The 24,678-nt window shown below is 42.0% G+C and carries 26 protein-coding genes; 10 read left to right on the plus strand and 16 right to left on the minus strand.

Features of this window, described 5'->3' with window-relative positions; translation table 11 throughout:
- Window positions 1–3: 3 nt before the first annotated feature.
- The 5 genes from ACQCT8_RS07185 to ACQCT8_RS07205 all read right to left on the minus strand — a co-directional run bounded on the left by ACQCT8_RS07185 (window position 4) and on the right by ACQCT8_RS07205 (window position 3,531).
- On the minus strand, window positions 4–834 hold the full coding sequence (locus ACQCT8_RS07185; RefSeq protein WP_426869882.1) for a metallophosphoesterase: 831 nt from the start codon (window positions 832–834) through the stop codon (window positions 4–6).
- Window positions 835–895: 61 nt separating this feature from the next.
- Complete coding sequence (locus ACQCT8_RS07190; RefSeq protein WP_426869780.1) at window positions 896–1,243, minus strand: hypothetical protein; 348 nt, start codon at window positions 1,241–1,243, stop codon at window positions 896–898.
- Window positions 1,244–1,381: 138 nt separating this feature from the next.
- Window positions 1,382–2,419, minus strand: a complete 1,038-nt coding sequence (locus ACQCT8_RS07195; protein ID WP_426869781.1) for a hypothetical protein — start codon at window positions 2,417–2,419, stop codon at window positions 1,382–1,384.
- Between the two features lie 150 nt (window positions 2,420–2,569).
- Window positions 2,570–3,031, minus strand: a complete 462-nt coding sequence (gene fosB / locus ACQCT8_RS07200) for a metallothiol transferase FosB (protein ID WP_426869783.1) — start codon at window positions 3,029–3,031, stop codon at window positions 2,570–2,572.
- A gap of 56 nt (window positions 3,032–3,087) precedes the next feature.
- Window positions 3,088–3,531 carry a GNAT family N-acetyltransferase gene (locus tag ACQCT8_RS07205; RefSeq protein ID WP_426869785.1) on the minus strand — a complete coding sequence of 148 codons (444 nt, stop codon included), beginning with the start codon at window positions 3,529–3,531 and terminating at the stop codon, window positions 3,088–3,090.
- A gap of 207 nt (window positions 3,532–3,738) precedes the next feature.
- Between ACQCT8_RS07205 and ACQCT8_RS07210 the strand changes: the two genes are divergently transcribed.
- The 8 genes from ACQCT8_RS07210 to ACQCT8_RS07245 all read left to right on the plus strand — a co-directional run bounded on the left by ACQCT8_RS07210 (window position 3,739) and on the right by ACQCT8_RS07245 (window position 10,188).
- Entirely contained in the window at window positions 3,739–4,251 is a 513-nt protein-coding gene (locus tag ACQCT8_RS07210) for a DUF4178 domain-containing protein (RefSeq protein WP_426869787.1), read from the plus strand.
- 27 nt (window positions 4,252–4,278) lie between these two features.
- Window positions 4,279–4,944: a PspA/IM30 family protein gene (locus ACQCT8_RS07215; protein ID WP_278242216.1), complete on the plus strand. Its 666-nt coding sequence runs from the start codon at window positions 4,279–4,281 to the stop codon at window positions 4,942–4,944.
- Between the two features lie 80 nt (window positions 4,945–5,024).
- On the plus strand, window positions 5,025–5,615 hold the full coding sequence (locus tag ACQCT8_RS07220) for a DUF4247 domain-containing protein (RefSeq protein WP_426869789.1): 591 nt from the start codon (window positions 5,025–5,027) through the stop codon (window positions 5,613–5,615).
- A gap of 24 nt (window positions 5,616–5,639) precedes the next feature.
- Window positions 5,640–6,035, plus strand: a complete 396-nt coding sequence (locus ACQCT8_RS07225) for a DUF350 domain-containing protein (RefSeq protein WP_426869791.1) — start codon at window positions 5,640–5,642, stop codon at window positions 6,033–6,035.
- Window positions 6,036–6,081: 46 nt separating this feature from the next.
- Window positions 6,082–7,647, plus strand: coding sequence for a polyamine aminopropyltransferase (locus ACQCT8_RS07230; protein ID WP_426869793.1), 1,566 nt, complete (start codon window positions 6,082–6,084; stop codon window positions 7,645–7,647).
- A gap of 338 nt (window positions 7,648–7,985) precedes the next feature.
- On the plus strand, window positions 7,986–8,861 hold the full coding sequence (locus ACQCT8_RS07235; RefSeq protein ID WP_426869795.1) for an SDR family oxidoreductase: 876 nt from the start codon (window positions 7,986–7,988) through the stop codon (window positions 8,859–8,861).
- A 181-nt stretch (window positions 8,862–9,042) separates the two neighbouring features.
- The gene (locus ACQCT8_RS07240) at window positions 9,043–9,480 is read left to right on the plus strand and encodes a MarR family winged helix-turn-helix transcriptional regulator (protein WP_426869796.1); all 438 of its coding nucleotides are present in this window, start codon (window positions 9,043–9,045) and stop codon (window positions 9,478–9,480) included.
- Window positions 9,481–9,561: 81 nt separating this feature from the next.
- Entirely contained in the window at window positions 9,562–10,188 is a 627-nt protein-coding gene (locus ACQCT8_RS07245; RefSeq protein ID WP_426869797.1) for an FMN-dependent NADH-azoreductase, read from the plus strand.
- 219 nt (window positions 10,189–10,407) lie between these two features.
- Here the strand turns inward: ACQCT8_RS07245 and ACQCT8_RS07250 are convergent, their stop codons facing one another.
- The 7 genes from ACQCT8_RS07250 to ACQCT8_RS07280 all read right to left on the minus strand — a co-directional run bounded on the left by ACQCT8_RS07250 (window position 10,408) and on the right by ACQCT8_RS07280 (window position 18,407).
- Window positions 10,408–11,232 carry a pirin family protein gene (locus ACQCT8_RS07250; RefSeq protein ID WP_426869799.1) on the minus strand — a complete coding sequence of 275 codons (825 nt, stop codon included), beginning with the start codon at window positions 11,230–11,232 and terminating at the stop codon, window positions 10,408–10,410.
- A 190-nt stretch (window positions 11,233–11,422) separates the two neighbouring features.
- On the minus strand, window positions 11,423–13,069 hold the full coding sequence (locus ACQCT8_RS07255) for a glycoside hydrolase family 13 protein (RefSeq protein WP_426869800.1): 1,647 nt from the start codon (window positions 13,067–13,069) through the stop codon (window positions 11,423–11,425).
- Between the two features lie 425 nt (window positions 13,070–13,494).
- A complete protein-coding gene (locus tag ACQCT8_RS07260) occupies window positions 13,495–13,863 on the minus strand; it encodes an iron chaperone (protein ID WP_426869802.1) in 369 nt (122 codons plus the stop codon).
- A 187-nt stretch (window positions 13,864–14,050) separates the two neighbouring features.
- Window positions 14,051–15,052, minus strand: coding sequence for an LLM class flavin-dependent oxidoreductase (locus ACQCT8_RS07265; protein WP_426869804.1), 1,002 nt, complete (start codon window positions 15,050–15,052; stop codon window positions 14,051–14,053).
- 363 nt (window positions 15,053–15,415) lie between these two features.
- Window positions 15,416–16,327: a protease HtpX gene (gene htpX, locus ACQCT8_RS07270; protein WP_426869806.1), complete on the minus strand. Its 912-nt coding sequence runs from the start codon at window positions 16,325–16,327 to the stop codon at window positions 15,416–15,418.
- A gap of 172 nt (window positions 16,328–16,499) precedes the next feature.
- Window positions 16,500–17,561, minus strand: coding sequence for a tetraprenyl-beta-curcumene synthase family protein (locus tag ACQCT8_RS07275; RefSeq protein WP_426869884.1), 1,062 nt, complete (start codon window positions 17,559–17,561; stop codon window positions 16,500–16,502).
- A 42-nt stretch (window positions 17,562–17,603) separates the two neighbouring features.
- On the minus strand, window positions 17,604–18,407 hold the full coding sequence (locus tag ACQCT8_RS07280; RefSeq protein ID WP_426869808.1) for an alpha/beta fold hydrolase: 804 nt from the start codon (window positions 18,405–18,407) through the stop codon (window positions 17,604–17,606).
- Between the two features lie 168 nt (window positions 18,408–18,575).
- Between ACQCT8_RS07280 and ACQCT8_RS07285 the strand changes: the two genes are divergently transcribed.
- Together ACQCT8_RS07285 and ACQCT8_RS07290 are read left to right on the plus strand one after the other, a co-directional pair.
- The gene (locus ACQCT8_RS07285) at window positions 18,576–19,106 is read left to right on the plus strand and encodes a gamma carbonic anhydrase family protein (RefSeq protein WP_426869810.1); all 531 of its coding nucleotides are present in this window, start codon (window positions 18,576–18,578) and stop codon (window positions 19,104–19,106) included.
- 21 nt (window positions 19,107–19,127) lie between these two features.
- A complete protein-coding gene (locus tag ACQCT8_RS07290) occupies window positions 19,128–20,615 on the plus strand; it encodes a potassium/proton antiporter (protein ID WP_426869812.1) in 1,488 nt (495 codons plus the stop codon).
- A 17-nt stretch (window positions 20,616–20,632) separates the two neighbouring features.
- On the opposite strand, the gene ACQCT8_RS07295 is transcribed toward ACQCT8_RS07290, so the two are convergent.
- The 4 genes from ACQCT8_RS07295 to ACQCT8_RS07310 form a co-directional block, all read right to left on the minus strand.
- On the minus strand, window positions 20,633–22,759 hold the full coding sequence (locus ACQCT8_RS07295; RefSeq protein WP_426869814.1) for a DNA topoisomerase 3: 2,127 nt from the start codon (window positions 22,757–22,759) through the stop codon (window positions 20,633–20,635).
- A 256-nt stretch (window positions 22,760–23,015) separates the two neighbouring features.
- Window positions 23,016–23,384, minus strand: coding sequence for a DUF948 domain-containing protein (locus ACQCT8_RS07300; RefSeq protein ID WP_426869816.1), 369 nt, complete (start codon window positions 23,382–23,384; stop codon window positions 23,016–23,018).
- A gap of 163 nt (window positions 23,385–23,547) precedes the next feature.
- A complete protein-coding gene (locus tag ACQCT8_RS07305; protein WP_426869818.1) occupies window positions 23,548–23,979 on the minus strand; it encodes a DUF948 domain-containing protein in 432 nt (143 codons plus the stop codon).
- 251 nt (window positions 23,980–24,230) lie between these two features.
- Window positions 24,231–24,671 carry a site-2 protease family protein gene (locus ACQCT8_RS07310; RefSeq protein WP_426869820.1) on the minus strand — a complete coding sequence of 147 codons (441 nt, stop codon included), beginning with the start codon at window positions 24,669–24,671 and terminating at the stop codon, window positions 24,231–24,233.
- Between the last annotated feature and the right edge of the window lie 7 nt (window positions 24,672–24,678).

Genomic DNA, 24,678 nt, shown 5'->3' on the forward strand with positions numbered 1-24,678 from the left:
GCATTATCCGTTTCTATCTGAGATCAGTTTCGTGACAATAATTTCAGGACGATTAAATACCCTAAGAGGAAAAAGGCTGTTCCCCAGGCCGCGGCTGACGATCATGGACGTGTCATCCTTACTATATACACCTGCTGTATATTCAGGATATACTCCCTGCCCCGGTGCGATAATACCGCCTATAAATGGAAATCTGATCTGCCCGCCATGTGCATGACCTGAAAAAACAAGATCCAAATCAAATTGGCTGTATAGAGAGAGTAGTTCTGGCCGGTGGGAAAGAAGAAATTTGAAGTCATCTTCATTCATCTCTTTAGTAACAGTTGTCAGCACACTGTCCATTGCACTTGCCTCATTATGATCCATGACTTGCAGCGGGTCATCCACTCCTAAAAGCTGAATCGATGCCCCCTGCCTTTCCAGTACAACGGATGTGTTTCTCAAAACGAAAACACCTGCTGTTTCTAGTTTCTTTTCCAGATCGTTAAATTTCCCTGATCTTGCCTCATGGTTGCCGGTTACATAATAGACAGATGCGATTTTAGTCAGCTTATCCATCCCGTTCATACTAGTTTCATCCTTGTATCTTCTTAAATCAATCAGGTCCCCAGTAAATACAACTAGATCAGGCTCTGACTCCTGCAGCTCTTCCCTGAGTCTAGATTGGTTTTTTCCAAAGCTTTTGCTATGAAGGTCAGACAGATGGACAATCGTAAACCCTGAAAATTCATCCGGCAGCTTCCTAGACTGTATGTTTAAATGTGTAGTGACAATAGAATTATTCTGAGTATAAAAAACAAACCCAGAAGTGAAATTCCAACTGCTGCAGAAAATATCTTATACTTTTTTTTCAATTGAACACGCCAATAAGCTTTCAAACTCATTTTTCGACTCTTCACTTACCGTCACTCGCAGCATTTAGTGATTGCCACGGTTTAAATTTCAAAAGAAACCATCCCCACCAAACAAGCTGCAAACTGAACCCTGCCAATATAAAAACAGCCCATGCTGCTCCTTTTTGAACAGCATCAAACCAATACTCAATTTCATTTTGCCCCTCCGGCCGTGAAATGCCGTTGGCGACATGCACCACTGGAATGATGAACGTGATCAGCAATACGATCAGTGCCGCAGCTGTATTCTTTTTTTGCACCATACTGAATATTGCGGAAGCAGCTGTGAGTGCTATAAATAAATAGTTCGCCGCCCAAAACCATATGGGCAGCGTTTCAGTGCTATACATAGCGTCCCCCCTATTCATCTCGCATTAAGTGAAACTTTTAATTAGTGATGTCCTTTAATTTTTTATTCCTAACAATAACTCCTAACAACCTGTGGTTATAACGGGTGTGTTCGAGGAAAAATTCCGGCTATTAAACAATTAACGCTCAATTAGTGGAAACATTTTGCTTTCTTCCAGGGTATCGTTCACCATTAGGAGTTCCTCTGAGTGGAAGTCAAGGGCAGTGAGTTGAATTGCGTTTTCAAGCACCGTCTGATCATCTTCCGTTACGATCTCCTCATCCATTGTATAATGAACTTCAGCAATGCCATCTTCGAGTGAAGCGCTGACAACCTCCAGCCCCTCTATCATGGCCGAACCGTAAAAAGCGCCTTCATTTTCAACTGTCTTCATTGCTTCTATTGTATCTGAGAAAGATAAAGCCTCTCCGTTTTCATCAGCCGTTTTCTCCTCAAGCGCACCACCGGGCAGGAACAAGGTTTGCTCCAAGTCTTTATCGTAGATGGTATAATATCCACGCGTTTGACCTCTCTCCTCTTCAATCACTATAGGCTCATCGATTGGACTTTGGGCTACAATGATATCTTTCTCCCCATCAGGATTGAAAAATATAATTTGTTCAATTCCATATAAGTCGCTTATGCCGATCAGAGAGTCATAAAACATATTCGTTTGAGCAGAGGTTGTGGATAATTGATTTCCCTCTTCTGTAAAATTTACATGCAGCTCAGGCCACTCTGCAGTCATTTCAGTATAGTTGCGAAGAATTTCTTGTTCCGAAGGATCATTTTCAATGAGTGACTGCTTCAGCCGTTCCTCTGGTGAACTGTTTTGCCCGTCCTTGCGTTTGATACTATATGCTGTTAGTATGGCGGTTTCAGCAATGTATGTGTGTGATTGAATGAAGTAATCAGTCGCTATTGCTCCTTCTTCGGCATTTGATTGAATATCGGATGCATCACTTGAAGAATCCTCTTCCATATCCCCATTTGAGCTATTTTCTTCAGAGCTTTCTTCAGTTTCCGTTACTTCCTTATCTTCTAAATCCGTTTCATTTTGAGAAGTTTCATTAACCGATTCAACACTTTCCTCCGAAGTTTCGTTTTCAGCGTCCTGACAGCTTGCCAGCAAAAAAGCTAAAGCAGCCGCTCCGCCTATCTTTGTTATTTTCAGCATGTAAAACGCCCCCTTTTTTTACCATGTACCCCTAACTCTAATAAAAAAACCCAATTAAAGGATAAAAAAGGGGGCATGGAACAGTAGGCTGAAAATTTTAAAATGCTGTAAAGGAATCACTTCTTCTACGAAAACACCAGCAGATCATTTCTAAGATCCGGGTTGGGTATCCGCAAGATCCTTTATAGCTCTCTCATTAAACTTCATATGTGGTTTGGTTTTCTTATAATGCTCGATGCGGTCCATAAGTGTACCAGTATGAAACTCAAATTTATGCCCGTCCGGGTCTTGAAAATAGATTGATTTCTTATCTTCTTTTGCTCTCAGTCTTCCTGGAATAATGTCGACATTTAACTGATGAAGATGAGTACAGACTTCTTCAAAATCTTTATCATCAATTGTAAATGCTATATGTGTATACGATTCTTTTATTTCTTTTCTCGGTACGCCTTTTTCTTCATTCAACGCAATCCACATTCCGTTTAAGTCAAAATAGGCAGTCGTTTCTCCCTTAACAAGCAGGTTTGCTTCAAATACAGATTCATAGAATTCAATCGATTTTTCCAGGTTTGAAACGGAAAATAGAAAATGGTTTATTCCTCTCACAAGCATTTGCTCACCCCCTTAGCCATACTCCTTTTTGTCTTATCTTCCTGTTAGCCTAAACATCATTTTTCAAAGCATGAAATTTCCAATCGATCATCCAATTTGATCCGTTCCCTTTCACGAAACCCATGCTTTACATATAAACGAATAGCCGGTTCATTCTTCGAGCCCGTGCATACTTGAAACACATATCCTTTGTAGGTTTCTTCTATATATTGCAGCAGCTTTCCTGCTACTCCTTTTTTGAAATGGCCAGGATGAACAACAAGACGATGAATATCGATTACATCACCAATTTTCTTAAAGGAAATTACCCCGGAAAGCTGACTATCTATAAACCACCCGTAAAAAATTTCGTCGCATGCCTGCAGCGTTTCTTCAGTATCTTTTAATGGAGGAATATCCCAATAGTCAATCATTTCCGCTTCTATTTGATAAGCAGGAAGCTGAACAGCTAACACTTTCCTTGCTGTCTCCCGGTTTTGAATATCCAGCTTTTTAATCATGCTGCCCCTCCACATTTCCATGTATTTCTATTTAGTATTTCAAAATGATTTACACCCCGCAATAGAAATTTTCATTAAAGCCAATATAATGGTATCGTTGAGGAAGAGGATTAAAATTTTTTCTCAATTTAAGAAACCTTTTTCTATCCTGGCCGTATTAATGAATGTAGCCAATCAGGAAGGGTGAAAAAAGGACGTGATGACGTTATGAGCTTTTTCAGTAGATTATTTGGCAGCAAGGAGAAAGAACGAGCTGCTGTAGAAGAGCGCACAGTTATGAATTTAAAAGTGAAGGATATTGTAACGTACGACCTCGAGGACTATGAAGTGGTAGGAAAGCTTTCCTATAATGACCATGGCTTCAAGTGGTATGCGTATCAGCTCCAGGGTGTGTCTAAAGTGATCTGGCTTAGTGTGGAAATGGATGATGAGCTTGAGCTTGGCATATATGAAAAAGCATCCCTTAAACTGCAGGAGCCTCTGCCTAAAAAAATCGAGCATGAAGGCATAGTTTATTACCAGGATGAGCATGGGACAGCAACCGTGCGTGGAGAAGGCAGAAGCCAAAATGTAGATGGTGCCCAGTGCAAGTATTTCTCCTATTATGATGACGAGGACGAAAAAGCCCTTTCTATTGAGATCTGGGGAAATGATGTTGAAGCAAGCACAGGATATGAGATTGAAGAATACGAGCTGAAAATTATTGCCGGCTCTCAATAAAAAAAAGAATATACAGGAGGAATTCACATGTTTCAATTTTTTAAACGGGTAAAAACGGTTGTAGGTTCAGAATTAAATGCCATGCTGGATAAAGCAGAAGATCCGGTAAAAATGCTTGATCAGTTTATGCGCGATATGGAAGCGGATATCCGCGAAGTAGAGAGTGCTGTAGCGAAGCAAATTGCAAACGAAAAATTGCTTCAAAAGAAAGTGGAAGATGCCAACAGCATGGTTTCAAAACGTGAAGAACAGGCAATGAAAGCGATCGAAGCCGGAAATGAAGATTTGGCAAGACGCGCATTGGAAGATAAGAAAGTTCATGCAGAACAGGCTTCCTCTCTTCAGGAATCTTATACCAGAGCAAAAGAAGATGCAGCTGTTCTTCGCCAGAAACTTGATGAAATGAAAAATGAATACAATCAAATGAAACTGAAAAAAGATTCTCTTAAAGCCCGTGCTGAATCAGCTCAGACACGTACGAAAATGAACCGTACGATGTCAGGAATCGGGTCTGATGAATCCAGAAGCGGTTTTGACCGAATGGAAGAAAAGGTCCTTCAATTTGAAGCTGAAGCTGAAACAAGTGAAGACATGCGTTCATCAAACCGCAGCCTGGATGACGAATTTAAGCAGCTGGATAACGGCGTAGATGACGAGCTTGCAGCGCTGAAAAAGAAAATGGGCAAAGCGTAATAATCAACAACACGATAGGATCTGTCTAACAGATCCTATCCCTTTTTGTACCAAGCAACAATGAAAGGCAGGTGAACAAGTTGAAAAAATCTATTTTATCTGTATTGATCGCAGCCGTCCTTCTATTTGTAGCTGCTTGCGGAAATGGTTCAGGCTCCATTTTTAAAGATGGGATCGAAGAATATATCAGCAATACATATCCTTTATACGATACGATTGCCAGTACAGAAAACAGTGATCAGTATGCCCGTGTGTACAGAGCTGAAAATCAGGATATTGCCTCTGTTGCAGATTCACTTCAGGAGCATGAAGAACCCACTGAGATGAGCGAAGAAAATCAAGGAAAACAAATCTTTATTTATGATCAGTATTTTGTTACGTTAACCCAATCAGAGGATAATGCTTCAAATACAATGATCGAAGTGGCAGAAGAAGAATTTGTACGAAATAATTACAGCCCAGGCTTCTTTGAAGGGTACTTGTTAGCAAGTCTGCTTGGAAATATTTTCGGAAACAATTGGAGCACACAGCGAAATCAAACCTGTAATTTAAATCCTGAACGCTGCTATGGCGGCTATAATTCTTCAGGCAGCTATGTTGGAAAAACGTCTACCCCGACGATTCGAGGCGCTTCTAGCAATCGCGGCGGCGGCACCGGAGCCGGAAAATAACTTACATTGAGAGGAGATTGAATGATGGAACCATTTTTACTGACCATTATGTATTTTGCCATTGCCATTGTTATCGTAGTAATCGGTTTGACTATTTTTGAGGTATTAACAAAGAAATATAAAGATTGGGATGAGGTGTTAAACGGCAATAAAGCTGTTGCACTTTCGATCAGTGGTAAAATTATCGGCATATGCATCATCCTTGCCTTCGCGATTTATAATAGTTTTGCAGTTACCGAGACCTTAATTTGGGGCGGTATCGGCGTTGTTCTGCAGCTTATTGCCTATTTGCTTTTCGAGTTATTCACCCGTAAATTTTCAGTGGAAGAACAGTTACATAAAGGAAATCTGGCTGTTGGAATTATCAGCTTTGGGGTCTCTGTCGGACTTGCGTTTGTGATCGGCGCGTCCATTACGTAACAAACGCCTCACGTTTAACTGAAGGCAGTTATAAGGAGTTTATATGATGAAGAGCCTGAATGATTTAGGAATTAAACAAAGCAAAGCCATTTATTGGGCTTCTGGAATTGTATCGATATGCGGAATTATTTTTGAAGTATTATTCGGAGCGGCAGGCTCTTACATTTTGGGAGATGGTGTGAAGCAGTATACGCTCACCATCTCACTTTTTTTAACTGGAATGGGCATCGGAGCGTCCATTAGTGAACGTGTCACCAAAAATCTAATTACCTCTTTTATATGGATCGAATATGCTATTGGCTTAATTGGCGGCTTTTCCACTTTTCTATTTTTCGGTGTGACAGCTTTTCTGCCAGGTGGAACAGATGCGATTTTTCTCTATTCCATTACGCTCATCATCGGCGGTTTAACAGGTCTTGAACTCCCAATTTTGATTCGGAAAGCAAATGAGATCGGGGTTACACTGAGTAAAAGCACTGCACGGGTTCTGTTCTCCGATTACGCTGGGGGACTGATTGGCGGTCTGCTGTTTGCTTTTTACCTCCGCCCGGAGTTCGGCCTTGTAAAAACCGCTTTCATGGTGGCACTTATTAATGTTGGTGTTGCACTTTGGGTCTTATATTATTTTAAAAAAGAAATAGCCCGATTTCGCTTGCATCTGATTTCCGGCGCATCCATTTTTCTTATACTGCTGTCCGGTGTTTTCTGGGGAGACGAAGTTGCTTTTACTTTTGAACAAAAGCTTTACAGAGATCCAATCATTTATCATGATCAGACCGATTACCAGCAAATTATTTTAACAAAAGAACAAGGTGATGTCAGACTGTTTTTGGATGGACAGCTTCAAATGAGTTCAACAGACGAGTACCGGTATCATGAAACACTTGTCCATCCTGCCGTAGCAAGCGTAAAAGATCCGGAAGATGTATTGGTGCTGGGCGGTGGTGATGGGCTTGTGCTGCGAGAACTTTGGAAATATGACGATATTCAACATGTGGATCTGGTGGACTTAGATCCCGCAGTTGTAGAGCTTGCCAATACGAATTACGATTTGCTTGAACTAAACGGCGATTCATTTTCTGATCCGAGAGTCAACGTTCAACATGCGGATGCTTTTTCTTATCTCGAGGAAGCAGATGGTTTCTGGGATGTTATCATTGTGGACCTGCCTGATCCAAATAACGAATCTTTAAATAAATTATATACGCTGCAGTTTTATCAGCTTATCCGAAATCATCTTAACCCCGGTGGAGCGGTCATGATACAATCCACCTCCCCTACGTTTGCAACAGATGTCTACTGGACGATTGATTACACCGTTCAGCAGGCAGGGTTGCACACAGAAAATCTTCATGTCGATATCCCAAGCTTTGGGGACTGGGGGTTTGTCATGGCGAAACGAGAAGAAATCGCAGACGTAGTGGATACGATTGAACTTAAGGCTGAAACCCGATTTTTAGATGACGAAGTCCTGCAGGGTTTAACGGTTTTCGGAAAAGACATCGACCGTGAAATTGAGAATCAGGATGGCGAATCATTTGACTACCAGCCAAATACTTTAATCGAACCGATTCTCCTTCAGATGTATGAAAGAGCCTGGCAAACTTATTAGCAGGCTTTAACCACCAGAGCCTGGGACAAAGCGTCCCGGGCTCTTTCTTCTTTTCATTGCACTACATGAGGACACTTTCCTCAGGCTATAGCAAACTGTAATCTCCTGCATGAGTTGCCACCTTACTCTCCCTTCCTCTCATGCAAAGCGCTTTTTTGAGTTATGTCACAATCTCTCTATTCCTTTTCTTACTATGCCTAAAAATTCGTTATCTTTTGTTAAACTTCACCCGTTACTATTCTAATTAACTCAATCTTAATTAAATCGAGTTTGAAGTTTCGTTTTACTTGAATTGGGAATACATCTCATATAAATTAACTTTTCTTGGAGGGATTTTCATGACTAATCAACAACCGGGTCGTCAGTATGAAGAAATTCCAGTTCAGCAGCAAAATCAGCAGCCTGGCAAAGAAACGGAAATGGAGCCCCGCCCGGCTTACCGCGGCAAGTCGTATCAGCCAAGTGGAAAGCTTGCTGGAAAAACAGCTATAATCACAGGAGGAGACAGCGGCATTGGGCAATCTGTAGCCGTTCATTTTGCTAAAGAAGGTGCAGATGTAGTCATTGTGTATTTAGACGAGCATGAAGATGCACAGAAAACAAAAGCGATGGTCGAAGAAGAGGATCGGAAGTGCATGATCCTTGCCGGTGATGTGGGACGGGAAGCATTTTGCCAGGAAGTCGTCCAGAAAACGATTGATGAATTCGGCAGCCTTGATATTCTTGTCAACAATGCGGGAGAACAGCATCCGCAGGAAAGACTGGAAGATATTACAGAGGAACAGCTGGAGCGAACGTTCAGAACTAATGTATTCGGCTATTTCTTCCTGGCAAAAGCAGCTCTTCCACACCTGGAAGCAGGCAGCTCCATTATTAATACTGCATCGATCACGGGGTACGCCGGAAAAGAAATTCTGCTTGATTATTCCGCAACGAACGGAGCAAGAACGTCCTTTACCCGCTCGCTCGCCCAGTCAGTTGCTAAAAAGGGAATTCGCGTGAATGGTGTGGCACCGGGGCCAATCTGGACTCCCCTTATTCCTTCAACCTTTGGGGAAGAAAATATTGAAAGTTTTGGAGAGGAAACCCCTCTTGGGCGCCCTGGTCAGCCGGAAGAACTGGCACCTGCATATGTTTACTTAGCCAGTGATGACTCCTCCTATGTTTCAGGACAAATGATTCATGTAAACGGTGGAATGGTCGTGAACGGATAAAAAAGCTATCATTGGCAGAAGTTAAATATCAGCTGCTCTGACTTTCTCAGTCAGAGCAGCTTTTTTTATTTCATATATGATCTGCTTTTTTCCATGTATTTCAATAGAGTCTATTCAGTTGACATTCCCTTAGGGAGTCCTTATAATCAATAATTAGTTTGTATAGCAACTAATTGAGGTGATGGTTTTGAATCTTCGTTTTCAGGATTATATTAGCATTAAACTTCATAAGACGGACCTTGTTCTGACCAGCTTTATTAAATCAAAGCTTGAGCCGTTTAATCTGGCGCCTGAGCAAAACCTGATTATGATGCTGCTATGGGAGCAAGACGGGCTCACTCAAAATCAGTTGGGCAAAATGCTGAATAAAGATAAAACAAATATTACCCGAATGACCTCAAGTCTTGAAAAAAAAGAATTAATTAAAAGGCTTCAGTGGTTACAGGACAAACGGGTCACAAAAATATACTTGACGTCTAAAGGCAGAGACTTAGGCAATCAGGTTATTCCCGTTGCAGAGCAATTTAACAAAGTTGTATGCAAAGATCTTTCGGGGGATGAACTAGCGGAACTGGAGCGGCTGTTGACTAAAATCAGCCGAAATGTCCAATCTATTTAAAGAATGCAGGATTCAAATCATTAGTTGCTGCACGATACTGCCACCTAAAGTGGCAAACATACTATTCTGGAGGTTTTTACAATGGCAAACGTACTATTTATTAGAGCAAATTCCCGTCCGATTGAGCAGGCAGTGAGCGTGAAACTTTACAAAGAATTCCTTGAAAATTATAAAGAAACACACCCGCAAGATACGGTTACAGAGCTGGACCTATTTGAAGAGAAACTTCCGTATTACGACCTTGACATGATCAATGGCATGTTCAAACTGTCTAAAAACATGGAATTGACTAAAGAGGAAGAAGAAGCTACGGTACTTGTAAATAAATATTTGAATCAATTCCTGGAAGCAGACAAAGTCGTATTTGCATTCCCGCTCTGGAATTTTACGGTTCCTGCTGTATTGCATACGTACCTTGATTATCTGGCACAAGCAGGCAGAACATTCCGCTACACAGCTGAAGGTCCTGTCGGGCTGCTTGAAGATAAAAAAGTTGCCATTTTAAATGCACGCGGCGGCGTATATTCTGAAGGACCTGCACAGTCCTCTGAAATGGCTGTTAATTATGTTGAGACGATGCTCGGTTTCTGGGGTGTGCATGATATTACTTCTGTTATTGTGGAAGGACATAACCAATTCCCTGACAAAGCAGAAGAAATTATTGAAAACGGCTTAGAAAAAGCTGCAGTTGCTGCCGGCTCCTTTTAATCATTCAGAATGACTGTTCTGTACTGAGAAATACTGGATTATCTATTGAAGAAAAATTTATAAAGCTTGAAGAAGAGCCTGAGACAAAATTTTGTCTCAGGCTTTTTTATGTTCAATGCTCTTTAGGCGGACTTTTTCAGCTCTGTCTACCTCATTCTTTTTCTGTTTAGGGTTTTTCTTTACTTTGCCGGAGGGCCAAATTTTCCATCATGAAAATCCCTATAGGCCGTAGGCCTGTTTAATTTCATCCATTGAATTCATGACAAAGGGACCATATGGCACAATTTCTTCTTTAATCGGTTCTCCTGAATAAATAAGGATTTTAACTTTTCTGCTTTTGGCTTTTAAGTTGAATTCACTTGATCGGGATTGATCTCCATCTTCATTATACGAAAGGGATGCCACTCCATGCTTGGACAGCTTTACTGCCCCACTGCCTGCCTCCAATTCTCCTGACAGCACATACATAAATGCATTATGTGTTTCTGGAAGAACATGCGTATAAGAAGCACCTTTTTCCATTGATATCTCAGCAAGTGTAATGGGGACAGCCGATTGAAGCGGGCCTTGAACCCCTTCAATTTCTCCTGAAAAAACCTTAACTGAACTGCCGCCCCTCTTCACAACCGGTGCATCTTCTCCATATATATTCTGATATGTTGTGTCACTTTTCTTTAAATCCTTCGGCAAATTTAGCCAAAGCTGAAGAGTATGAGCGATATCCTCCCCAACTGCCTCTTCTGCATGTCTTGCTGCCCAGCCGGCATTCATATATTGAACATCACCGGGCTCAAGGATATCCTGTCCTCCTCCGTTGTCAATATGCTCCAGCCTGCCGTCTACCACATAGGTAATGGTTTGAAACCCACGGTGTGGATGATCTGAAAATGCCCCCCGCTTAAACCAGTCTTCTGCCATTAAAATGAATGGATCAAACTCTTTCCATTTTCCTGCAGGAAGCACCCACCCCTTTTGAATAAAAGGAAAAGAAGCCTCTTCGTACTCAACTGACCAATGATTTTTGACTTCTCTTTGCATAGTCATCTTAAACCGCTCCTTTGTATTATAGTTGCTATATCAACTATTATACTGAACTATGTGTGGAATAAAAGGAATATGTTTTAAACTGTTCAGCTGTAAGAACTCTGCCACCATTTTAAGAACAGATCAAGAGGTTCATTTTCCGCTCCATAACAGCGATTTATCGGAGCGGAAAATGACCTTTTATTACTTGTTATTCACTCCACTCATATATACGGGCCTCATAAGGCTTTAACAAGATGGACGGTTCTAAATGCATCCTTCCGGCTTCTCCTCTGTCATAATTCCCGATTACACAGTGAACAGGTCTTCCAATACATCTTTCTTCGAATTTATAGCGCTGATCCTTATCTGAATGATTCAGCAAAATGAGCCATGTCTTTTTTTCATACGATCGTGTGTAGACATAAAGAGTTTCGTATTTCCGGGACAGATCCTCATAGTCTCCATAAACCATTACGGGCTGTTCTTTTCTTAAGGCGATCAGCTGCTGGTAATAGTAAAATATCGAGTTAGGATCTTTCAATGCCTGCTTAACATTGATTTCTTTCTTATTTGGGTTTACTTTAATCCATGGTGTCCCTGTTGTAAAACCTGCCTGCTCTCCATCATCCCACTGCATAGGTGTGCGGGAGTTGTCCCGGCTTAGCAGGAGCAGACTTTCAAACACTTCCTGCGGATCCCGGCCTTTTTCAACCTCTTCCTTATATTTATTCTTCATGGCAATATCCTCGTAGTCCTTAATGGAGTCAAACCGGACACCTGTCATCCCGATTTCTTCTCCCTGGTAGACATAAGGCATTCCGGGAAGCGTATGCAGCATTGTAGCCAGAAGCTTTGCTGATTCCGCTCTGTATTCCTGATCGTTTCCATAACGGGTAACCTGCCGGGTATGGTCGTGATTGTTTAAAAACTGAGAATTCCAGCCCCTGTCATGAAGCCCGTCATACCAAGCCTGCTGAATCGCTTTATACTTAGGAAGATCCATCACAGGCATTTCATCTGCTACCTGAAAATGAAATAGAGTATTTAATTCATGACGGTTTTCGTCTACATACAACAAACCTGTTTCTGGTGTAACGAATGGAATTTCTCCTACTGTCATCGTATCATAATCCTTCAGCACTTCCCGATTCATCTCCTGCAGATAGTCATGAATGCCGGGGTTGTCAGCAAGGTAGGATATATGATCGGGATCTTCTGCATCTGGGAATCCTTCCGGCTTTGCTAGTAAATTAATTACATCCATCCTAAAGCCATCGATTCCCTTATCAAGCCAGGTCCTCATCATTCGATAGATCTCCTTGCGCACTTCTTCATTTTCCCAATTTAAATCCGGCTGCTCGACAGCAAATGAATGAAAGTAGTATTGTTCCGTTGCTTCATCCCAGGTCCAGGGGGAGGGCTCAAAATAAGATCGCCAATTATTCGGCTTTCCTCCATTTTTTGCATCCTTCCAAATATACCAGTCTCTTTTCGCGTTTGTTTTGGAAGACTTGGATTCCAAAAACCATTCATGCTGATCAGATGTATGATTTACAACGAGGTCCAATATGACTTTCATATCTCTGCGATGAATTTCCTCCAGAAGAATATCAAACGTTTCCATCGTACCTGCCTGAGTCATTACCGCTTCATAATTTGAAATATCATACCCGTTGTCACGATCCGGTGATTCATAAAATGGGTTCAGCCAAATTACATCCACACCAAGCTTCTTTATGTAATCCAGCTTTTCTATTACACCTTTAAGATCTCCAATTCCGTCGCCATTGCTGTCGTAAAAACTCCGCCAGTACACCTGGTAGACGACTGCTTCTTTCCACCATGCTTTATTCATGAAATACGACTCCTTTCTTTTTTATAATTTCCGTTAAATATAAAGAACCTTATCAGACTTTACCTTCTTCTTTCATGCCTCAAACACTTGCCATTTTTACATCAGACAGCTCGATATGAAGTTTAACAAGCAGGACAGGCGTGGTTCGTGCAAACAAAAAGAGGCTGGGACAAAAAAGTGTCTCAGCCTCTTTGACCGGTTCGCTGCGCTTCAGGCGGACGCTTTCCGCAGGGACGGCGCTGAGCCTTTTCAGGGCTTTGCCCTGTAAAGTCTCAGCTTGCCGTCATATCCTGCAGGGAGTCGCCACCTTCCGCTCCGCTCACCTCTTTATTCACAGTAGATACTGGGTCATTTACAAAAATTTTCGAGTTATATCTCAGTCTCCTAAAAAATATACCTGAGCGGCGGATGCCGGGAAAAGATTTTTAACGCCAGAAGGTCGAACAGTCCGCTTTCTCCTGAATATTAAATTCAATTATTTTTTCCAATAATTCATAATCCACCGGCTGGTTCCACTTTATACGAAATAACCCTTTTGTTGAGCTGTAGCCTGCTTCTTCAATTAACTGGGCAAACTGCTTCATGGCTGCTTCTTCCGGTGCAAAGCTCATATGGTGCTTCGCTTTGTCTATGCCAATAATAAATGTACCATGATCAGTAAACATAGGCGTATTCCATTTCATTTGCTGTTCAAGGTGCGGAAATCGATGAGCGATCCATGAGTAAATTTCCTCTGCTTTGCTTCTATGATCCAGGTTTTCAATCCCTGCTGTATACTCCTCAAATGCTTTCATGTCTTTCCTCCTTTTTGTGAATAAATATAGATAATTTATTAAATTGTATCATGATCCTGGTCCCGAAAGGTTTTAAGTCATATACAAAAAGGTCTGATGAAGAAAATAATTCACTTCATCAGACCTTTTTTATTCCATCATCTAAGAGCAAACATTGCAGCAGTCCTGTTATGGGATAACTTTGTGACTACAGCATTCTTTCTGCAATTCGTTCAAAGGATTTCAATTTATCCTGAAAATCATAAGCAATGGTTGTCAGCATCACTTCATTTGTCTGGTATTCTTCGCTGATCCGGTGAATTTCCTTCTCTACATGATCGATGTCTCCCACGATCATCCGGTTGCGGTTTTGAAGGACCCGCGCCTGTTCATAAGAAGAATAGGAATAATTCTGTGCTTTATCAGGACTCGGGGTCCCTTTAGATGGCTTGCCCTGTTCAAGCATAATCATGGACAAATCCAGGCTCGATACGATGCGTTCCGCGTCTTCCATTGTCTCACCGCAAACCGTGAACACCGACACATTATTCTGCGGTTTTTGATAATAAGCTGAAGGAGTAAAATTGCCCAGATAGTGGTTCATATATTGAGGTCCACCCTCCCCATTTATAAACAGAGCAAATGTGTAAGGAAGCCCTTTTTGAGCAGCCGTTAAAGCAGAGGATGGACTTGACCCGAGCACCCATACGTCTGGCGTTGTCTGTGTAACCGGAGTCGCTTTCAACCCGTAGTAAGGGTGTTCCTTTGGAAGGTCATCATGCAAATACTGCAGGAGTTCATCGATTTGCTCAGGATATCGGTGAACATCCCTTGGCTTACCCTCACCAAGAGCATAAGAAGCCCGCGGCATGCCGCCTGGCGCCCGGCCAATTCCTGCATCGATCCTCCCAGGTGCGAGTCCAGCCAGTACTTTGAAATTTTCCGCTACTTTATACGCACTGTAATGCGGAAGCATCACCCCTCCGGATCCCAGACGAATCCGATCTGTTTTAGCAGCCAAATGGGAAATCAGTATTTCAGGCGCTGAGCCTGCAAGCGTTGCAGCATCATGGTGCTCTGAAACCCAGAACCGGTGAAAGCCCCATTCATCTGCCCGCTGAGCCAGCTCTATCGTTTGTCGCAGTCCTTCTTCAGCAGTACTTCCTTCAGAAATCGCAGACTGATCGAGAATACTTAGTTTTACTGTCATATTCATCACTCCTTTATAAAGGTATTATTCTAAACAACGAAAGAAAAGTCGAATCATGTGCCTGTAATTTTATCGGTCAGAATGCTTCCCGATTCTTTGATTATCGATATTATGCTTTTTTGAATAGAAAAGAGCCTGGGACAAAAGTGTCTCAAGCTCTGCGACCGGTTCACTGCGCTTCAGTCGGACGCTTTCCGCAGGGACGGCGCTGAGCCTTTTCAGAGCCGTGCTCTGTAAAGAATCAGCTTGCCGTCATGTCCTGCAGGAGACGCCGCCTTCCGCTCCGCTCACCTACTACTATTAATAAATATATCCATATTTTTAAACTTTTTTAAGTTTTGTCCCAGCCTCTTTAGAGGGCGATTATCTTCGTTCCAATCTGGCAATTCGGTCATCCAAGTCAGGGTGAGTTGAGAAAAGCTTCAACCCGCCTTTACCACTGATTTTCATGGTTTGAATAGCGGTATCATCCGTGTGGTCTTTTACCTGTGCACGGTCTGCATACGCTTTAAGCGAACGAAGGGCATGTGCCATTTTGTCATTTCCTGCAAGGTCGCCGCCGCCTCTGTCTGCGTGGTACTCACGATGGCGGGAGTAGGCGCTGACAACAAGGCTGCCGAGAATGGAGAATAGAATTTGGAATACAATAACGGCTGCAAATTGCACAATCCATGCCAGTTCTTCACGAACAAGGCGTGAAACTAGAATTGCTACAATTCTGGAGAAAAACACGACAAATGTATTCACAACACCTTGGAGCAGCGTCATTGTGACCATATCACCATTAGCTACGTGAGCGACTTCGTGAGCGATAACGCCTTCTATCGCATCATCATCCATATTGTTCAACAGTCCCTGTGAAACGGCGACTAATGATTTCTTTTTAGAAGGTCCTGTAGCAAAAGCATTTACTTCAGGGGAAGCATAAATACCGACCTCCGGCATATGAGTTAAACCGGCAGCACGTGATAAACGGTGCACCTTGTCAACAATGTCCCTCTCCTGAGCAGAAAGCGAACCATCCGGATCTAATACTTTGACCTTCATCATCTTTTTCGCAATCCAGCGGGACATCGCTAATGAAATAAATGAACCGGCAAAGCCGACAATTAAGCTGAAGACACCAATTGCGATAAAATTAATTCCAATGCTGTTTGAACTTGTTTCAAATGACGTTCCGATGCCAGTGAAATTGGCAATGAGCGTCCACACCACGAAAATCGTAATCATAACGAGAATATTTGTTGCTATTAAAAGTAGTGTCCTTTTTCCCATCTATACGCCTCCATTTAAATAGTTTCTGAGTTTATTTTATCATGATTACAGAAAAAAAGAGAATGAGAAGTCTGTATAACTCCCATTCCTTCATTGTATGTTTCGCAATTTCGACAAATATGACTGATAAGAAACAGGCATATTTTCTCATCGAAGTCTTTACATAATATACTTATAAACGTTTTTCTGAAATTCTTGCAGGCATCCATTTTTGTATGTTTCGATACACTCTCCCATTCAAATAAAAGAAAAAACTAACCGCTCCGCTTGAGCGTATCATCTTTCTTGCAAGCTGCCTTACGCTTTTCTGCTTATTTACTTTTTCATCTGAGAGATATACCCCAAGCAGTCCCCGGTTAATAAGCTGGTGAAAACGTCTGTGAGGAAGTTCATTTGTATGCCTGTCTGCTTCCTCAACAAAATGCTGAAGACGATCAAACAACGACTGATGATCCGGGTAGTAGAAGCAGAAGTTTAAATCTCCCTCTTCTAAGTCTTCTTCCTGGTCAATTAAATAATCCAGAAGGATGTGCAAGCCTTGTATGTAAGGAAAATAGCCGTTCCGGATCGCTGTGGAAAAGGATGGTTTGAAGTCTTCGCGAAATGCGTAGGACACTAAGCAAAAGATTCCCAGAGTTGAACCCGTACAGGCGGAAAACTCGTACCACTGCATCTCGGGAAACTGTTTAGTGTGGCCCTCAAACCATCGCTTAAGACGCTGTTCTCTTTCACTCACATCAACATGCTTATGAATCTGAAGATCACAATAATACCTGGACAACTCAAGAAGCTGGGGTTTAATTTGATCGTAGTTGCTTAACTTATTCAGCACATCCTGACACGTTAAGACCAGAGCTCCAAGATAGCCTCCATCGTCTTGCTGGTCACGGCAGCGATAATAATTACGCAGTGGTGCACCTGCTGTCAATGCATCTTCCATCGCTTCATGCAAACAGGAAAAATCCTCAGGATCAAGTGAAGTGCTCCGATCGCATAGATTATCAAGGTAATCACTAATCGTTTGATACGCTACGATAAAACGAATGGCTTCTTCTCTATGCGCCAGTGCAAGCAGCGCCATAATTCCTCCGCCTTCACAATGAAAGGCTTTTTGTTCGAGACTATCCACCGCCTGTTTCCGAAGCTCCTGATTCGGAATTCGACTCGCCTGATCTTTCCAGCCATTCAATTGAATGTGAACGGCCGGGAAAACTTTTCGATATACTTGATTCATTAAAAAGAACGGTTCTGCAGGCACCACTTTAATCACCTCTTCTTAAACATCATATCCAATATTGCGAAGTCTGTTTCGTGTAAAGGATTCCGTATAAGCAAAAATTTCATCTCTTTCAGGTTCGTTATAAAGTTCATGATAACATTGCGGCCACTCTTTGTAATGCATTTCCAGCAAATCCATATCCCGGAACCACTTTTTTGCGACTGCAGTTTCGACTAGGTAGTCTTCTCCTCCCTGCATCAGAAGGATGGGGATCTGAGGAAAAGAGCTGTTTTCAAGCGGCACCTGCTTCATTGCCATCAGCAACTCCCGGTACCAGCGCACCGACACGCGATTCACATAAATAGGATCTTCCTTATCTAATTCAATGATTTCCTGATTCCTGGTTGCTTTATCAATCGGAAAATCAAAATTAAATTTGTGTTCCGGCGCCAATTTATTTAATCCGCCTGACAGCAAATGACTGACTTTTGACGGGGTGTGCTTTAGTGCAAACGTGGGGGAGGACAAAATGAGCCCCGCCGTTTCCACATGCAATTGCTGAAGAAGGCGTACAGCAATCAGCCCGCCCATTCCATGTCCCAGAATAAAAACGGGCAAATCAAACTGATAGGATGCTTCGAGCCACCGTCTTACTTCTTCTATATATTGATTAAAGGAGTCAATATGCCCCCTTGCTGTTCGCTTAGCCATACCCTGTCCGGGCAAATCACCCATAATCACATGGTAGCCTTTTGATCGCCACATTTCAATGAGCCAGCCGTATCTGGCATGATGCTCAAGTTCACCGTGTATGATCACGATCACTCCTTGAGCAATTTCGTCTGTTTCCCATTTCCACATGGAGTATTCCCCCTTGCCTGCTTGTCTTCATGCACTCTGTTAAACTTGTATAAGCATACAAAATCGGCTTCAATTTATTCAAGCCTCAAGTCTTTGCACACACATATATAAACATATTGTGATAAAATACACTATATCATATATTCTATACATAGAAGGAGCAATATCATGATCCTGCCGTATAAAGACCATTATCCATTGATTGATCCTTCCGCTTACATTGCGGGAAATGCTACGGTCTCTGGAGATGTGACAATCGGGGCACAATCAAGTGTCTGGTTTGGCACAACCATCCGTGGTGATGTTTCACCCACTGTTATTGGAAAAAAAGTAAACATTCAAGATCACTCCATCCTCCATCAAAGTCCCAACACTCCTCTTATTCTTGAAGATGAAGTCACCATTGGCCATCAGGTCATCCTGCACAGCTGCACAATTAAAAAGAAAGCCCTTATTGGAATGGGCTCCATTATTTTAGACGGAGCCGAAATCGGTGAAGGGGCTTTTATTGGAGCTGGAAGCCTGGTATCACAAGGGAAAAAAATTCCTCCCCACACGCTGGCATTTGGACGTCCCGCTAAAGTGGTGCGCAAATTAACTCCTGAAGATATCGAGGACATGGAACGAATCAGCCGCGAGTATGCGGAGAAAGCGGTTCTGTATAAAAAGGAAGAAGAAAAACAAAGAAAAAAACGATAGGGTTTTAGTAGGGGGAATACCATGTTTATTGAGTCATTTGGAATTGATTCATTTGTTCTGTTAGGAGGGCTTTTGCTTATTTGCGGGGTCATTGTAGCAAAGTTCTCCAACAAACTCGGGCTGCCTTCACTTGTGCTGTTTATTCTTGTGGGCATGATTATTGGCAGTGACGGGCTTGGGATTGTTTATTTTGATAATATGAATCTCGCACAGCTGATCGGCGTCATGGCCTTGATTATTATTTTGTTTGAAGGCGGGATGCAGACGAAGTGGGCGACAGTCCGTTCTGTTGCGCTCCCCTCCTTATCACTTGCCACGTTTGGTGTACTGATTACATCAGGAATTGTAGGATATATTGCGTTTCTCCTCTTCGATGTTACCCTTCTTGAAGGTCTTCTGTTCGGGGCAATTGTCGGATCAACAGATGCGGCAGCCGTTTTTGCAGTATTAAAAGAACGAAATATTAAAGCGAAAATGGGTGCTACGCTTGAAGCTGAATCAGGTACGAATGACCCGATGGCTGTTTTTTTAACTCTGGCTTTTATTGAGTTAATCACCATTGAGGGAAGTTCTATCTGGGGAATGATCCCTTCTTTCTTCTGGCAAATGGGAATTGGGCTTATTTTTGGCTTAATTCTTGGTAAAATCGCCTCTGTTTCGATCAATCGCATAAAGTTGGACTCGAGTGGACTTTATCCTATCTTTTCTCTTGCCTTTGCTCTTTTATCTTATAGTGTGACGCAGGTTGCAGGAGGGAGCGGATTTTTAGCAGTTTATGTAGCCGCTCTGGTCATCGGAAACTCAGAACTGACCTACCGTTATTCCATTTTTCAGTTTAACGAAGGATTTGCATGGATGTCTCAAATTCTGATGTTTATTATCCTGGGTCTTCTGGTCTTCCCTGCACAAGTTTTTACAATGAACATCATTTTAAATGGATTGCTACTGTCCTTCGTGCTCATTTTCGTTGCACGGCCGATTGCCGTTTACTTATCCACAATCGGGATGAAGTATTCCAACAAAGAGAAATTGTTTATTTCCTGGGCGGGCTTGAGAGGTGCTGTTCCGATCGTGCTTGCAACCTTTCCTATTGTAGCAGGGATTGAAAAAGGACAGCTATTTTTTAACGTCGTCTTTTTTATCGTACTGACTTCTACATTGTTGCAGGGTTCAACGATCTCATATGTAGCCAAGATACTGAAGCTAACCGGTCCGAAAAAAGACACTCCTCATCACTCAATTGAACTGATCTCTATTGGCAAAGCAAATGCAGAAATGGTTCAATTTCAAACCAATAAAGATCTTGCATTAGTAGGAAAAAAACTTCACGAACTTGATCTGCCAAATGAAGTCACCATCAGCGCTATGGTCAGGGATGAAGAGCTTATCACGCCTTATGGCGAAACCGAAATACTTGCAGGGGACTTTCTCTATATTCTCGTTGCAAGCAAGCACAAAGAAAAAGTACGTAAAATGATGGAAACCAAAAAGAAGCCTGGGACCGCATAAGCGGATCTCAGGCCTTTTTATTTTGCGAATTCAAATTCAATTTTTCCGTCTTTAAACAGCAGAGCAGCATTAAATCTTCCGCCTTTGATGCTTTTAAATCCTTTTAGAGGGGCTGTCTTTCCTTTTTCACACAGAGCCTTAATTTGATTGGGTGTCAGTCTTTTGCCAAGGAGCACTTTTGGAAAGGTTTGTTTACAGCCTTCTTTATATTCTGAACAGCCATAAAATTTTCCCCTATCCGTAATATTCCCTTTTTTGCAGGTTGGACATTGGATCAGCACTTTTTGAGCGCCCATCGTTTTCTCTGTTTTCTTAAGAGGCTTCTCATCAATCGTTTTCGGTGCAGCCTCTAAAAGGTGAGTGATGAACTTCTGTATATTTTCAATGAATGCCTGCTGGCTTCCATTCTGCTGTCCAATCTTTTTCAAATAGGCTTCCCATTTAGCTGTCATTTCCGGACTGCTGAGGAGGGTTCCATCAATGACCTGACACAGTGTAATTCCTTTTTGCGTAACGGTCACAATATTTTTAGCAATCGTAATATACCCCTGCTTCTTCAGTGTTTCAATAATCGCAGCACGTGTAGCTTCAGTGCCGATGCCTTCTGTTTCCTTTAAAATAGCCTGTGCCTTTTCATCTTCGACCGTCTTACCGGCCGTTTTCATCATGGTGATCAACTGACCTTCTGTATAAGGCTTAGGGGGTTTTGTCACTCCTTCTTTCGGATTGACTACCGACAGAACCTCCTGCCCTTGAAAGACAGCAGGAAGCTGCTGTTCCTCCTGGTTCTTGGATGATTTATCTTCTCCAAATAGCGACTTCCAGCCCTTTTTCAGTTCCACCTTGCCGCTTGCTTTAAATATCAGTTCATGAACAGATGCTTCAATTTTTGTTTCTTCATAGTGGTAGTCATCATGAAACATGGCCAGCACACTACGCAGAATTTCTGTATATATATTTCGTTCTTTAGGTCCCAATCCCTTAATTTTGTCCGGAGTCAACACTTTTTTTGTCGGAATAATGGCATAGTGCTCCTGCACCTTACTGTCTTGGACGTATTTCGGTCTTGGCCGGCTGTAATGCGTTTCAAACTGGACTCCTGCTGCGGCCTTCATTTGATCAAGCTGATGATGCAGATAGTGGAATTCATTTTTTGTAATAAACGTGCAGTCTGTTCTGGGGTATGAGACGATTTTCTTTTCATATAAATCCTGAACGGTCTGCAATACAGCAGACGGGCTGTATTTAAAGCGCCGATTCATATTGGCCTGCAGCGAAGACAAGCTGTGAAGACTTGGCGCCTGCATTTTCTTTTTCTTTTTTTCAGCCTTTAAAATTTCGCTTTTTACTGGCTGCCCCGGCTCAATCTGATGCTTCTCCAGCAGCCCATACGCCTCTGCCTCTTTGGTAAAACGTTTATCGTGCTTGGCTGAAAAATTTCCCTCTGCAGTCTTCACATCAGCGAAAAGATCCCAATACGGCTCCGGTTTAAAATGCTCAATTTCATGGTGCCGCTGCCAAATCATGTATAAAGTCGGCGTTTGAACTCTTCCTACGCTGAATGGACCATCTACTCCCTTTTTTTGAAGCAAAAGAGTATACAGTCTCGATAGATTCATGCCCACCAGCCAGTCGCTGATCTGCCTGGTCTGTGCTTCCATATATAATGGAAGGTAGTCACGCCCTTCTCGTAAGGATTGAAACCCGCTTCTAATCGCATCTTTCTCAAGCGAATTGATCCATAATCGTTTCGTTGGTTTATGCGCCATGCCTGCATGAGTGATGATCGATCGGGCAATATTTTCTCCTTCACGGTCAGAATCTGTTGCGACAATAATCTCGCTTGCTTCCTTCAGGAGCCTGCTGATGATGTTAAATTGCTCCCTCTTATTATAAGGAACGGTAAAACGAAAGGTATCCGGCATAATCGGCAGCAGCTCAAGCTTCCATTTTTTCCATTCCGGCTTGTACTTATGAGGCTCCTGCAGGGAAACTAAATGACCGAATCCCCAGGTAATATATACTTTTCCTGTAAATAATGAATCTTCTATTTCAAAGTATCCACTTTGTTTTTTTGCTTTTGAAAAAGCCTCCGCATAACTTTTAGCCTGCGATGGTTTTTCAGCCAGTATAACGGTTGTCACCGGGATGTCCCCCTAAATGTATTGATTAAATCCGTGAGATAATGAGGATGTTTCGAGGATAGAATGGTAGAAGTAAATTGTACCATTTTGTCTAGTAGATCGCCAGAAATAATAGGAGTCTTGCATAGGATGAAAAATGAAAAGAATATCCTCGCGAACTGTTTTTTCGCAGGGATATTCTTCTATATCTTTATTTTGAAAATAAAGGCTTAGCTTAAGAATTGATATGCCGCTCTTCAGAAAATCCTGTCCCTTGCTAACGCAAATTCTTTATAGGACGGGCCGGGGTTCTTTTTGGTCGTGAGGGCATTCCCTCACTTCGCGTATTAGCTGCTTCTTTCACAGAATTTGTAATGCTGTGAATGACTTCCCCCACATCCTTTGCAGATTCAAGCAGCGGATCGACTGTACGCATTTTATATTTTGCGTCCACCGTAACCTGATTAGCTGTTGAGATAAGCTTGCTTGATTCTTCCGTCAGACCATGTACGGCATTTCTTACTTCAGCAAGGGTCTGATTCGTTTCGCCAAGCGTTACCGTCGCCTTTTGCAGCAATCTTATTAAAATTACAACAAGCCAGATAAAAGCAATAGCGATAGCTGCAACACTGTATTCTATTGTCATTTGAAAAAACCCTCCCTTTTTCATCATTTTATGTACAAGCCTGCTGTATATTCCTTTCTCAGGCACCTCAACGCGCAAGGTTTTGTTGTTCATTTAAAAATGAAAAAACTCCTTCCCATTCATTTAGGAAGAAGTTTTGAGTACAGCCTGTATACGTAGTGGATTACTTAATTTTTATCTTTACGCCGCCTGTAGGTGTAGAACTGATGAGGTTTACATTTTTTTCATGGCTTGGTGTATAAATGTCTGAACTTAAAGGAAACGTTTTACCGGACTGTGGATTATTCACAGAAGGTTCACTCACTATATTCTTTGCCATTCCAGCTTGTTTAACTTTATCCGTGACGCTGTGAACCACTTCGCCTACATCTTTCGCAGACTCTAACAAAGGATCCAGCAGTTTAACTTTACTTTGGATGTCCACCGTTGCCTGCTCGGCAGATTGAATCAACTTTTGTGAATCCTTTGTTAAACTGTTAATGCTGTTTTTCACTTCCGCGAGTGTAAGCTGGGTCACCCCAAGGGTTTGAATTAATTTAGCAGCCAAACAGATAAAAGCAGCTGATGCGCCGGCTGCACTGATTTTCATAATCATCAGGCTTCACCTTCCTTTCCATTACATTATGTATAGACGCTGCCCTATATTCCTTCTCTTGCAAGGGTCCCATAAGGAAAGGCTGAAGATGATCCCTCTATTTTTCTTTAAATCATACAGCATGCATGAATCGGTTTAACCAATTCAGGAATGGCAGTTTGAAATAGCTTATTTTGCCTGCAGCATGATACCGCCATCCCATTCTCATATCTCCAGTTTTTTGATGAAAGGGTCTATCCGTAAACTATCTTTTAAAAAAGCTCTGCTAGTTTTTTCCCGTCACTCTTCCCGTTGATCGTGGTAAAGGGTAGTAAGTTAATGAATACATTTATATAAGACACAAAAACGAAACTATCTAAATAATTTCGAAAAACAAAAAAAGAATATCCAGTGTATAAGTCTAGTGCCAGTGCAGAAAAAAGGTTAAAGAGTACACCACCTAATATAATAAATACTTTCTGATTTTTACTAAATAAATCATCCGTTACAGTAATCACTCTTCCCCCTGCAAAATAAGCTTTATTTATCCTAAACGCGTTTTTTCCCCATAATACATCGCCACTCCCTATGGCAAATTCATTTATCTCACCGCCAAAAACTTTTATAAAAAACGCATGTCCTGCTTCGTGAATGAATGCAATAAATGGGAAAATAAATAAAGCAATAATGATAAAATTCAATAAGAAATCCAACTGTGCA

The sequence above is a fragment of the Jeotgalibacillus proteolyticus genome (assembly GCF_050107735.1).
Classification (GTDB): Bacteria; Bacillota; Bacilli; order Bacillales; family Jeotgalibacillaceae; genus Jeotgalibacillus; species Jeotgalibacillus proteolyticus_A.